At 62.7% G+C, this 12,404-nt stretch carries 11 protein-coding genes; 3 read left to right on the top strand and 8 right to left on the bottom strand.

Annotated features, from left to right (window positions below; genetic code table 11):
- Position 1: 1 nt before the first annotated feature.
- From AQS8620_RS03790 to AQS8620_RS03780, 3 genes are all read right to left on the bottom strand, one after another.
- The gene (locus AQS8620_RS03790) at positions 2-1,048 is read right to left on the bottom strand and encodes a TRAP transporter substrate-binding protein (RefSeq protein WP_085835517.1); all 1,047 of its coding nucleotides are present in this window, start codon (positions 1,046-1,048) and stop codon (positions 2-4) included.
- Between the two features lie 80 nt (positions 1,049-1,128).
- Complete coding sequence (locus tag AQS8620_RS03785) at positions 1,129-1,884, bottom strand: crotonase/enoyl-CoA hydratase family protein (protein ID WP_370737876.1); 756 nt, start codon at positions 1,882-1,884, stop codon at positions 1,129-1,131.
- Between the two features lie 21 nt (positions 1,885-1,905).
- Positions 1,906-2,670 carry an SDR family NAD(P)-dependent oxidoreductase gene (locus AQS8620_RS03780; RefSeq protein WP_085835515.1) on the bottom strand — a complete coding sequence of 255 codons (765 nt, stop codon included), beginning with the start codon at positions 2,668-2,670 and terminating at the stop codon, positions 1,906-1,908.
- 226 nt (positions 2,671-2,896) lie between these two features.
- Between AQS8620_RS03780 and AQS8620_RS03775 the strand changes: the two genes are divergently transcribed.
- Entirely contained in the window at positions 2,897-3,085 is a 189-nt protein-coding gene (locus AQS8620_RS03775; RefSeq protein WP_085835514.1) for a hypothetical protein, read from the top strand.
- Positions 3,086-3,154: 69 nt separating this feature from the next.
- Here the strand turns inward: AQS8620_RS03775 and AQS8620_RS03770 are convergent, their stop codons facing one another.
- The 4 genes from AQS8620_RS03770 to AQS8620_RS03755 all read right to left on the bottom strand — a co-directional run bounded on the left by AQS8620_RS03770 (position 3,155) and on the right by AQS8620_RS03755 (position 7,381).
- Positions 3,155-4,252, bottom strand: a complete 1,098-nt coding sequence (locus AQS8620_RS03770) for an ABC transporter ATP-binding protein (protein WP_085835513.1) — start codon at positions 4,250-4,252, stop codon at positions 3,155-3,157.
- A 5-nt stretch (positions 4,253-4,257) separates the two neighbouring features.
- Positions 4,258-5,166: a carbohydrate ABC transporter permease gene (locus AQS8620_RS03765; RefSeq protein WP_085835512.1), complete on the bottom strand. Its 909-nt coding sequence runs from the start codon at positions 5,164-5,166 to the stop codon at positions 4,258-4,260.
- Positions 5,159-6,031: a carbohydrate ABC transporter permease gene (locus tag AQS8620_RS03760; RefSeq protein WP_085835511.1), complete on the bottom strand. Its 873-nt coding sequence runs from the start codon at positions 6,029-6,031 to the stop codon at positions 5,159-5,161. Before AQS8620_RS03760 ends, AQS8620_RS03765 begins: the two co-directional genes overlap by 8 nt.
- 105 nt (positions 6,032-6,136) lie before the next feature.
- The gene (locus AQS8620_RS03755) at positions 6,137-7,381 is read right to left on the bottom strand and encodes an ABC transporter substrate-binding protein (protein WP_085835510.1); all 1,245 of its coding nucleotides are present in this window, start codon (positions 7,379-7,381) and stop codon (positions 6,137-6,139) included.
- Between the two features lie 212 nt (positions 7,382-7,593).
- On the opposite strand from AQS8620_RS03755, the gene AQS8620_RS03750 reads away from it, so the two are divergent.
- On the top strand, positions 7,594-8,334 hold the full coding sequence (locus AQS8620_RS03750; protein WP_085835509.1) for a response regulator transcription factor: 741 nt from the start codon (positions 7,594-7,596) through the stop codon (positions 8,332-8,334).
- 1 nt (position 8,335) lies between these two features.
- Positions 8,336-9,796, top strand: a complete 1,461-nt coding sequence (locus tag AQS8620_RS03745) for a sensor histidine kinase (RefSeq protein WP_234990364.1) — start codon at positions 8,336-8,338, stop codon at positions 9,794-9,796.
- Here the strand turns inward: AQS8620_RS03745 and AQS8620_RS03740 are convergent.
- Positions 9,783-12,203: a putative bifunctional diguanylate cyclase/phosphodiesterase gene (locus tag AQS8620_RS03740; RefSeq protein WP_159453192.1), complete on the bottom strand. Its 2,421-nt coding sequence runs from the start codon at positions 12,201-12,203 to the stop codon at positions 9,783-9,785. The two genes, AQS8620_RS03745 and AQS8620_RS03740, sit on opposite strands and share 14 nt — an antisense overlap.
- Between the last annotated feature and the right edge of the window lie 201 nt (positions 12,204-12,404).

Here is a 12,404-nt window from a genome sequence, read left to right as displayed (position 1 = left end):
ATCAGCCCGCGTCCAACAAGGCGTTGGCACGATCGAGAATGGCCTGGCCGTCATGACCTGCCGCATTGAGTTTCTCGACCCAGGCCGCATGGATCGGCGCGGCCATTTCGCGCATTGCCGCGATTTCTTCGGCAGGGATTTCCACGATCGTATTGCCCTGCTTTTCGACCACGGCCTTGCCGCCCGCTTCGAATTTGTCGAATTGCGCGCCAAGACGACGCGACAGCTCGGCCCCCGAATGGGCGTCAATCACCCCGCGCAGATCATCAGACAGCCCGTCATAGGCTTTCTGGTTCATCAACAACGCGAAGGTATTGGCATAAAGCCCACGCGCCCCCTCCACCGGCATGGCGGAGAATTTGGTAAGCTCTTGCAATTTGAACGCAGGCACCACCTCGAAGGGCAAACAACAGCCGTCGATCACGCCGTTGGACAGGCCGACAACCATGTCGGTGACGGGGAAAAACACGGTCTCCGCCCCCATCATTGCCAGCAAATCGCCCGTGGACTGGTTCGGCGCGCGCAGTTTTGCGCCCTGCATATCCGCCACCGAGGTGATCGGTTTGTCGCGGGTGTGCAGCTTACCCCCGTCATGCATGTGGAAGGCCAGCGGTTTGACACCGCGGTACTCATCGGCGCCGAATTCTTCCATCAAGCTGTGCATCGCCACGGAGGATTTTTCCGCATGGGTCACCATGAACGGCAACGACATGGTTTCGGCCACGGGGAAACGGTCGGGTGTGTACACCGGCAGGGTCCAGGCGATATCGACGATGCCCTGGCGCGTCTGGTCGGCAAGCTGGGGCGGTTTGCCGCCAAGCTGCATCGCGGGGAAAATCTGCACGTCGATGGCCCCGTTCGAGGCCTCGACAATTTCCTGAGCCCAGGGTTCGAAAAACTGGGTCTGCATCGGCGCGACGCCGGGCAAAAAATGGCTCAGGCGCAGCGTGACTTCGGCCGCATTGGCGCGTTTCAAAAGCGCAGGCGTCGCCAGAGTTGCACCCATGGTTGCCAGCATTGCGCGGCGGGTAAATGTAGCAGTCGTCATATTTGTCCTCCCTGACAAATGACAGTTGTGAAACGGTTTTTCGCCGCCCGCCCCCTCCAAAGGCGAACAGCAGAGGTGCCTCAGCGAAACACGGGCACCCGCTTTTCGAGGAAGGCTTTCAAACCTTCTTCCGCGTCCAGACTGGTCTGGGACACCGCCGCACAGAGGCTTTCGGCAAACAGACCGTCGGATTTCGACATATCGTTGATCCGCGAAATCGCGTTGATCATCATGTAATTGGACAAAGCCGCATTCTTGGCGATCTTGCCCGCCAGCGTCATCGCCAGCGGCAAAGCTTCGCCCGCGCCCACCGAATAATGCGCAAGCCCCAGTGCAAGACCTTCCTCGGCACTGTATTTGCGCCCCGTCAGCATCATTTCCGTCATCCGGTCCGCGCCCAGAATGCGCCCCACCCGCACCGTCGCCCCGCCGCCCACAAAGATGCCGCGCATCCCCTCGGGCAGTTGAAAAATGGTGGAGCTTTCGGCAATGCGCACATGGGTGGAGGCCGCCATTTCCAAACCGCCCCCGATCACCGCCCCGAACATGGCCGAAACGACAGGCAGGCCGCAAAACTGGATTTTATCCATCACCGCGTGCCAGTTGCGCGAATGGCGCATCGTGCCCTCGGCATTGCGCGCCACATGTTCCGACAGATCCAGCCCCGAACAATAATGCCCCGCCGTGCCGGTCAGAACCACCACGCGCACGCCCTCGGGCGGGTTGGAGAAAAACGCATCAATCTGGTCGAGCAGGGCGTCACACATGGCGTTGCGCTTGTCGGGACGGTTCAGCGTCAGCACGGCAATGGTGTCGGAAATCTCGATTTTCAGCATCTGGGTCATGGGGTCCGGGTCCTATTTCGGCGGCATGCGGGCGGCGCCATCAAGGCGGATCACCGAGCCGTTGAGCATCGGGTTTTGCGCGATCTGGACAACCAGCCGCGCGTATTCTTCGGGCAGGCCCATCCGCGAGGGAAAAGGCACGTTTCGGGTGATTTCGGCGCGCAGATCGTCGGGCAATCCGGCCGACATCGCGGTCTCGAACAGACCCGGCGCGATGGTCATCACCCGCACGCCGATGCGGGCGAACTCGCGCGCCGCCGGAAGGGTCATGGCGGCCACACCCCCCTTGGAGGCGGCATAGGCCGCTTGGCCGATCTGCCCGTCCTCGAAGGCGACAGAGGCGGTGTTGACGATCACACCGCGCGCGCCGTCGCCGTCCAACACATCGGTCTGCGCCATGTCACGCGCGGCAATATTCATCACCGTATAGGTGCCGATCAGGTTGACCTGAAGCGTGCGCGCAAAGCTGTCGATGGTCAGCGCCCCGTCACGGGGCAGGATGCGCTGCGCGGTGCCGATGCCCGCACAGGACACCACGATGCGCGGCGTGCCCCAAGCCGCCTTTACCTGTGCAAAGCCCGCCTCGACGGCGCCCGCATCGGTGACATCCGCCGCGATCGCAAGCCCTGCAATCTCGCTTGCAACTTGCGTGGCATCCGTCAAGGATCGGTCCAGCACCGCAACCCGCGCGCCCTGTTGTGCCAAGGCCCGCGCGGTTGCCGCGCCCAAGCCACTGCCCGCACCTGTGACCAGCGCGACGCATCCCTCGATCTGCATGAAAGTCCTCCCTGACCTGATTCAGAGTATTGCGCCCGTTAATTGTTCTGTCAATGAACAATTAACGGGCGTAGCGGAGCAAGCGCGCGGGAGGGGCATTAACGCCTTGGGCAAACTGCCCGATTTGCGCCCGAATGTCTCTAAAATTGCTCCGGCCGTTCCATGCTCTTGCCGCATCTTTCCCCTAAGCTCAGGACAAACCCGCCTCTTTGCGAAGGATTGTTTGATGCGTACTACCTGCAAAATCGTGCTTTTTATCGCGGCCTTTCTCAGCTCGGCGATCTTGGGGATTCTTGTCGGCGGTCGTATGAACGCGGGCGCGATGGACGCGGTGATCTGTGGCATGATCGTCGGTCCGCTGATCTATCTGTCGCTGCGAATCTGGCCTTGGCGCCGCGCCGCGCGCAACGACTGAAACCGCCCCTCCCCAACAAAAAAGGGGCAAGGCTTGCGCCCCGCCCCCAAATTCGCAGCTGCGAGAGGATCAGTTCAACCGGCGACCGTCCTCGGGCGCAAAATAGGACACTTTGCCCAAATCGAACGCAAAGCTGAGCGGTTGACCGGCTTTGGCGGTCGTTTCCGCATGCATCCGCGCCGTAACCGGTTTGCCGCCAAGGTTGGACATCACATAGGTATCCGCGCCCGCCGGTTCGACAACATCGACCAGACAATCGGCCACCTGATAGCTTTCGCCCGTGCGCACATCCGCTTGGGCGATGTTTTCGGGACGAAGGCCCAGAATCACATCCGCCGGAAGGTCGGGCGCGGTGGGATCGACCAGCACCAGCGGCTCGCCCCCTTTGCGCGCGATTTCAATCTGCGTGCCCGCGCCGTTCTTGCGCGCCTTGGCGGGAATGAGGTTCATCGCGGGCGAGCCCATGAAATCGGCGACAAACAGGTTGGCGGGGCGGTTGTAGATTTCCGCCGGCGTACCGATCTGCTGGATCACGCCGCCTTTCATCACCACGATCTTGGTCGCCAAGGTCATCGCTTCGATCTGGTCGTGGGTCACATAGACCATCGAGGCGCCCAGGGTCTGGTGCAGCTTCTTGATCTCGGTGCGCATTTCGACCCGCAGTTTGGCGTCCAGGTTTGACAGAGGTTCGTCAAAGAGGAACAGCGCAGGGTCACGCACCAGCGCACGGCCCATCGCGACCCGCTGGCGCTGACCGCCGGACAACTGACCGGGACGGCGGTTGAGCAGCGGCTCGATCTGCAACTGCGCGGCCACTTCTTTCAGCTTGGCGTCCTGCGTGGCCTGATCGACGCCGCGCACTTTCATCCCGAAGGTGATGTTTTTTGCCACCGACATGGTCGGGTACAAAGCGTAGGACTGGAACACCATGGCGATGTTGCGATCCTTGGGGCTGACTTCGGTCATGTCCTGCCCTGCGATGGTGATCGCACCGCCCGTGATCGGCTCAAGACCGGCGATGCAGTTGAGCAAGGTCGACTTGCCGCAGCCCGAGGGGCCGACCAGCACAAGGAAATCACCCGGTTCGATGGCGACGTTGATATCCTTGAGGATTTTGACATCCCCGTAGGATTTGTAGAGATTTTTGATGTCGAGAATAGGGGCCATCGGAGTTATCCTTTAACCGATCCCGCGGTCAATCCGCGGATGAAATATTTGCCGGCGACGACATAAACAAGCAGCGTGGGCAGGGCGGCAAGGATCGCGGCGGCCATGTCGACGTTGTAGGCTTTGACGCCGGTGGTGGAGTTGACGATGTTGTTCAACGCAACGGTGACGGGTTGGGTGCCAGCTTCGGAAAAGCTCACGCCAAAGAGGAAGTCGTTCCAGATCTGGGTGAACTGCCAGATGACGGACACCACGATGATGGGCAGCGAGATCGGCAGGAAAATCGACCAGAAGATGCGAAAGAATCCCGCGCCGTCGATTTTGGCCGCCCGCACCAGTTCCATCGGGATGGTGACGTAATAGTTGCGGAAAAACAGCGTGGTAAAGCCAAGGCCATAGACCACATGGACGAAGATCAAACCCGGGATTGACCCTGCCAGCCCCATGAGGCCCAGCATGCGCGCCATGGGCAACAGCACCACCTGAAAGGGGATGAAGCAGCCAAACAGGATCAGCGCAAACATCAGGTTGGCCCCGCGAAACCGCCACTGCGCAAAGACATAGCCGTTGAGCGCGCCGATGATGGTCGAAATCGCCACGCCGGGGATCGCGATCAGCAGGGAGTTCCACAGATAGGGTTTGAGCCCCTCGCACTGGATGCCCGTACAGGCGCCCGACCACGCGGTTTTCCACGCCTCGAAGGTGACTTCGCGCGGCAGGGCCACAAGCGAACCCGTGCGAATTTCATCGAGCGATTTCAGTGAGGTAGAGACCATCACAAAAAGCGGCAGGAGGTAGTAGAGCGCAAAGAGGAACAAGAGCGCATAGAGACCGTAGCGCAGCGCGAGGCGCGTTACTTTCTGGCCCGTGGTGCGGGTCCCCGCACGGGGGGAAATGAGCGTCGCGTCAGTCATGTTTCGCTCGCAATTCGGAATAGAGATAGGGAACGACGATGGCAAACACGACCATCATCATGATCATCGCGGAACTGGCCGCCTGACCGATGTCACCGCGCGAAAACGCCATGGCATACATGTAGGTCGCCGGTAGATCGGTGGCATAGCCCGGACCGCCGCCGGTGAGCGCAATCACAAGGTCGAAGCTTTTGATCGCAAGGTGCGACAGCACGATGAAGGCGGACAGGAAAATCGGCGCCATCGAGGGGATGATGATCGCGGAATAGATGCGCGGCGTGGGGATGCCATCGACCTGCGCGGCCTTGATGATCTCGCCATCGACCGAACGCAGACCCGCCAGGAACAGCGCCATCACAAAGCCCGAGGATTGCCAGACCCCCGCCATCACAACGGTGTAAATCGCGTAGTCGGGATTCACCAGCCAGTCGAATTGGAAGTTTTCAAACCCCCAGCCCTGCACGGTGGCCTGCAACCCCAGACCGGGGTTCAAAATCCATTTCCACGCGGTCCCCGTGACGATCATCGAAAGCGCCATCGGGTAGAGGTAAACGGTGCGCAAAAAGCCTTCGGTGCGGATTTTCTGGTCCAGCAGGATCGCCAGCGCCAGCCCCAGGATCATCGAGATCACGATAAACAGCGTGCCGAAAATGAACAGGTTGTTCATCGCCGTGTCCCAGCGGGGCGAGGCGAAAAGTTTGGTGTACTGGATCACGCCTTCGATTTCGTATCGCGGCATGAGTTTGGAGCGCGTAAACGACACCCACGCCGTCCAGCCGATAAAGCCGTAGACGAAAAGCAGGATCGCCGCAAAGGTCGGCGCCAGCACAACCTTGGGGACATGGCGCTCAAGCCATTGGGTCATTGGGGTTTCTCCCGAAACTTGAGGGATGTAAAAAGTCAGATCAGCGCCCCGCAAATGCATCGCCCGAACGCAGGACACGTTCGGGCGACACGGGGGATCTTGATCTTACATGGAGTTGGCGACAGCGTCCGACAACATTTGGACGGCCTCGTCAGAGGACATGTCCGAGTTGAAATGCGCCGTCACAACATCGGTGATCGCGCCCGATTGCGCACCGCGCAGGGCCATGCCGTGCGCGTAGGAGGGCAGGAGCGAACCGGCCTCTTCTGCCGCGATCATATCCTCGGAGGATTTCACCGCGCACATGTCGAATTTTTCGAGCGACACATCGGTGCGCACGGGGATCGAGCCTTTGTTGAGGTTGAAGGTCTCCTGGAACGACGGGCCAACGATCAGCTCGGACAGGATCGCCTGACCTTCCTTGTTGTCGTCGCCGTCCACTTCGAACATCGCAAAGCTGTCGACGTTGTAGAGGAACCCTTTGCCCGGCGTTGCGCCGCAGAGGAAATCCTCGCCCGGCACTTTGCCCGCTGCAAGGAATTCGCCCTTCGCCCAGTCACCCATGATCTGGAAGGCCGCTTCGCCGTTCATCACCATCGCGGTGGCAAGGTTCCAGTCACGGCCCGAAAAGTTGTCATCGACATAGCCGCGCAGGACGCGCATTTCGTCAAACACCGCTTTCATCGTGTCCGACGTCAGGGCGTCATTGTCCAGATCGACCAGCGCCGCCTTGTAGAATTCCGCGCCGCCAAGGCCCAGAACAACGGTTTCGAACACGGTCGCGTCCTGCCAGGCCTGACCGCCATGCGCCAGCGGTGTGATGCCAGCGGCCTGCAGTTTTTCAGCCGCGGCGTTGAATTCGTCCCAGGTGGTGGGCATCTCGATGCCGTTGGCGTCCAGGATTTCCTTGTTCGCCCAGATCCAGTCCACGCGGTGCACGTTCACAGGGGCCGCACACCAGTGGCCTTCGCATTTCATGTGCTCGGCAATGGCGGCGGGCAGAACGTCAGCCCATTTCTGTTCTTCGGCAACATCGGAAATATCGGCCAGAACGCCCTCTTCGTACCATTCCTGGATCGCGGGGCCTTTCAGCTGAACGGCGGTCGGTGCGTTGCCGGCCAGAACACGGGCGCGCAGCGCGGTCATGGCCGCATCGCCACCGCCGCCTGCGACGGGCATGTCGGTCCACTCACCGCCACGATCCGCGAATTCCTGCTGCAACACAGCCACGGATTTCGCTTCGCCGCCCGATGTCCACCAGTGCAGCACCTCGGCTTTGGGCTCGGCCAGAACGGGGGTTGCGATCATCAACGCAGCCGTCGAGGCCGCAAAAACGGATGTAAATTTCATGTAGGTATCCTCCCATTGGTGCCACGTCCCTGAATCGCAGGGCCCCTCCTCTGGGGGGCGGCACGGCCCTATCATTGCCAAGCGCGCGCAGCGCCTCAACCCCGAGAACACGCAGGCTTCACAGAATCCACGCGCTTTTGTTACAGCTTGTTACGCGGAGCTTGTCAGCGGCGGCATTGCGGCTGAAAAGAGGGGCGGGGAGACACAGACACATGAGTATTGCACGCTTGATGGTCGTCGATGACGACACCGAAATGCGCGAAATGTTGACCACATTCCTGCGTCGGTCGGGATTCTACGTGGCCTCGGCGGCAACGCGCAGCGAAATCCTGACCCATCTGGACGCGGGGCGCATCGACCTGATTTTGCTCGACGTAATGCTGGGCGACGAAAGCGGCGTGGCGATCTGCACCGAGCTGCGCGAAGCCCACGAAATGCCCATCATTCTGGTCTCTGCCCTTTCGGCCGATCACAACCGCATGGCGGGCTATGCCTCGGGCGCGGACGACTACATCGCCAAGCCCTTCAACCCCGATCTGCTGCTTGCGCGGGTGCGCGCGGTCCTGCGGCGCAACCGGCGCGCGGCGTCGCTGGCCTATCGCCGCTCGACCGCGTCCTATCGCTTCGAAGGCTGGCATTACGACGGGCGCAGCGGCGAAGTCCACTCCCCCCAGGGGGTGATGGTCCCCCTGTCGCGCCGCGAGGCCGCGCTGTTGAAAGTGCTGCTTGCCAATCCGCGCATCCCGCTCACGCGCGACGAAATCACCGATGCGCTGGATGTGACCGGCGAAGGCGGGTCGGACGCCGCCTCTCCTGCCTCGGGCCGGGCGCTGGATGTGCTGGTGGGGCGCTTGCGCTCGAAAATCGAAACCAACCCCAAAGACCCCCAGCTTCTGCGCACCGAGCGCGGTGTGGGCTATGTGTTTGCCGTCGATGTTCACGAGGCCGGGTGACGTGGCGCAGGACCCCGCGCGAAACGGCCCGACATTGCGCACCCTTGGCACGCTCTGGGTGCTGGCGGCCTTTGCCGCGGGGCTTGCGGCCAGCGCCATGTGGATGTCGTCACGCCATGCCTGGCGCGAACATCTGACGCAGGCCTATGTCACCGGCGTTGGCCTCTATGAATCGCTCGCCCGCGGCGCGCCCCTGCCCAACGGCACCACTGCCGTGCCGCTGTCGCCCGACGCGGCCGCGCTTGCCGCCAGCGGCGATTTCGCCCGCCTCCCCGACAGTCCCAAACCCGCCTATGTCACGCTGCTGCCCCTCAGCTCGACGGGCATCGAAGCGCAGGCCAGCGCGAATCTGACGCTGGCCATCGTGTCGGGCGACCTGCCCTACCGCGTGGCCGATATCACCCCGTCCAATTCCTCGCCCGCGACAGCGCTTGGCGATGTCACGCGGCTGATGGCGACCTATTGTTCGGCACCGGTGCTCTATGCGGGGCGCGACGGGCAAAGCTGGCTGCGCATCACCGCCCCCGACATCTGGAGCTGCGCCGCCGCGCCGCGCGACCTGCGCCTGTTTAGCCTTGCGCTTGGCCTGCTCGCGATCACCGCGCTGCTGGCCTCGGTCGGGCAAACCGCCCAGAGTTTTCGCAGCTTTGCCGCCGCTCTGGGCACCCGGCGGCGCATCGGCGGCCCGACGCTTTATGACTCGAGCGGGCCGCGCGAATTGCGCGACACCGTGGCCGCCGTGAACACCTACCTTGCCAGCGAGCGCGACCAGCTGGCGCATCGCGCGCTGGTGCTTTCGGGCGTGTCGCACGACCTTGGCACCCCCGCCACGCGCCTGCGCCTGCGCGCGGCGCTGATCGAGGACGGCGACCTGCGCACCCGGCTCGAGGCCGATATCGACCGCATGACGGGGATGATCGAAAGCGTGCTGACCCTGACCAACGCCGAACTCAGCAGCGAAGCCCCCCGCCGCCTGTCGCTGCGCGCACTCGTCGAAGCGGTGGTGGCCGACTACGAAGACATGGGCCATCCCGTCGAGTTGATCCATGCGCCCGCGCAGATGCAAACGACCCATTCGATCTTCACCTCCCGCAGCACGCCTGCGCGCTTTTCGCTCGATGAGGGGCAGGTCGTCGTCACCGCCCGCCCCGTTGCCCTGCAACGGGCCTTGCAAAACCTCATCGACAACGCGCTCAAATACGGGCGGCGCGCGAAAGTCTGGCTGACGGCCGATAGTCAGGCCGCCGCCATCTGGATCGAGGACGAAGGCGGCCACGACCACCTTGCCCAGATGGAGGGGCTGACGGGACCGTTTCGGCGCGGCGAGAATGCGGCGCGCATCGACGGCTACGGTTTGGGCCTGACGATCGTGGCAACCATCGCCGAACAACACGGCGGCAGCCTGTCCTTTGACCCCGCGCCCCACGGGCTGCGCGCCTGTTTGCGCCTCACCCGCCAGTAGCGCGCCCGCTCACGGGGGCCACCCATGGTGCGGCCTGCCGCGCCAAAAGGGCCGAAAACTCTGCCGCCGTCATTGGCCGGTGATAGAAATAGCCCTGAAAGTAATCCACGCCCCGCGCGCTCGCGCAGTCAAATTCAGCGGCAATTTCAACGCCTTCGGCAACCACCTGCACATCCGAGGCCTGCGCCATCGCTTGCACGGCATCCAGCACGATCCGGCTGACCGCCCGCTCGTGACAACCCTGCACCACGGCGCGATCGATTTTCACCACATCGCAGGGGTAGCGGTCGAAATGCCCCATCGCGGAATAGCCCGCGCCGAAATCGTCGATGGCCAGCCGCACCCCTTTGGCGCGCAAACTCTGGATATTGCGCATGACATAGGGGGTCTCCTCCATCATTTCCTCCTCGGTGATCTCCAGCCACAGCCGCGCCGCCGACAGGCCCGCCCGGCTACAGGCGCTCAACACACGGTTGGCGAAATCGGGATCGCTCATGTCCCACGGGCGCACATTCACCGACAGGAAAACCGGCGCGGGCCAGGCGGCGGCCTCGGCACAGGCCTGCGCGATGACATAATCCGTCAGCGCCGCCCCCAGCCCCTCGCTTGAGGCCGCGCCCACGATTTTCTCGGGGCTGATCGCGCCGAGCGTTGGATGGGTCCAGCGCAAAAGCGCCTCCGCGCCCGCCGCCGATCCGTCGCCCGCCCGCACGATCGGTTGAAAGGCAAGCGACAGCTCCCCCGCGACAGGACTGGACGCCACCGACGGGTCGAGCGCGGCGTGAATGTCGCGCGCCAGAACCCGTTCGCGGCGCACCCGCTCGCCCACTTCGGCGTCATAAAGTTGAAATTCGCCGCGCCCGCGCGTGCGCGCCTGGGCTTGTGCGCGATCGGCGCGCAGCACCATTTCCTCGATGGGCAGCGACCCGCTTGCCTCATGCACCGCCCCCAGCGTCGCCGCGAGGGGAATCTGGTGACCCGCATAGGCAAAGGGGCTGTTGAGCGCGCTCTGCAGATCTTCGGCTTGTAGCAGATCCTGCGCCAGATCAACGACATCCACGAGCAGCAGGAATTCGTTGCCCCCCTTGCGACAGACCAGCGCCTGACCGCCGAAACTGCGCCGCAACCGGATGCCCAGCGTGCGGATCGCCGCATCGCCCGCCGCATGGCCAAAGGTGTCATTCACCATTTTCAGGTTGTCGGCATCGACAAAGACCAACAGCAGCGGGCCGGATGCCATCTTTTCGCGGGCCTGGCGTTTGAAGGCAACGTAGTTCAACAACCCCGTCAGCGCATCGCGCGAGGCGAGGCGTTCGACAACCTCGTCCGCGACAACTTCGGCTGTGCGGTCGCGGATGTAGCCGTTGAAACTGAGGGGCGTGTCATCGGCCAGCGTTGCCTTGCGCGCCGCCAGTTCGAACACCCGCCGCCCCGTCAGATCGCCGTCTGTTTCCACCAGCAGCGAGAATTGCGCAGGCCATGCGCCTTGCGGATCGCCAAGCGCCTGCACCAGCGCGGTGTCCGCCGCGCGGTAGGCATGCAGATGTGCCCCGCGCATCAGATCGCTCAAACGGCTGCCACCACGATAATGCGACATGCCCAGGGTGCGCGCCGCAAGGGCGCTCGCCTGTCCCAGATCCAGATTGGCATCGGCCTGCCACAGGCAATGCGCCCCGTCCTCGCTGTGGTAGGTGCCGATCAGAAGGTTGATCATGTCGCGCTGGTGCTCGGCCTGCAATTTGCCGACAAGTTCGGACAGGAAATGCTGCGAATGACGCCGGATGGCGGTTGCCACCAGCACCAGAAACACCACGCAAATGATCAAGGCAGGCACGGTGAGCGCGCCAAAGGACAAAAAGACAAAGGGCAGCGCCACCAGCGCGATGATGAACACGAATGTCACCGCCGCCAGCGGCACGGGATAGAGCGCAATGGCCCCCGCCGACATCAGGCCGGTGATCAGAATGCCGGTGAACATCACCTCTCCGGGGCTTTGCGATTGCACCACTGCCAGAAGGGGATAGGTCCAGATCAGGGCGACACAGGCCGAATGCAGCACGATGACGCCCGTGCCGCGCGCGCTCGACACGCTGCGAAACGCCTGGCGGCGCTTGCGCATCATCCGCACCAGAAACACCCCCGAAACCCAAAGCCCGACCGCCGCCCAAACCCCGTCAAGCGCGGTCACGTCGCCCACGATCATCCGCGTGGCCACGAAGGTGCCGATGTTGACCGCCGTCGAGAGCATCACCAAAGGGGCGATCCCGAAAACCGCGCGCACCTGCGCGGCGCGCACGCGGCCCATTTGATGCTCGACCACGCTGGTATCGTCAGAGCCGTCGTGCGACACGCCCCCCTGCGCAAAGCTGCACATGTAAAGGGTCAGCGCGTCCGATGCTCTGCCCAAACGCTGTATCACTTTGTCGCGTATTCTCATTACTCATGTACCTATGGGAGCCTCGGGGAATCGTCCGCTGGTCCCGCTATGGTTGTATCCTAAACGAGTTTTTCTCACAAATGGTGTTGTCTTTATGGACAGTCTGCACACATTTGGACAGCGACCCTAGGTCAACATCGCGAAAAGCGGCACGCATTTGTATCAGCGGCG

The sequence above is a fragment of the Aquimixticola soesokkakensis genome, from assembly GCF_900172375.1.
Taxonomy (GTDB): Bacteria; Pseudomonadota; Alphaproteobacteria; order Rhodobacterales; family Rhodobacteraceae; genus Aquimixticola; species Aquimixticola soesokkakensis.
The sequence above is the reverse complement of the archived record's forward strand: the minus strand, read 5'-3'. Positions and strand labels throughout refer to the sequence as shown.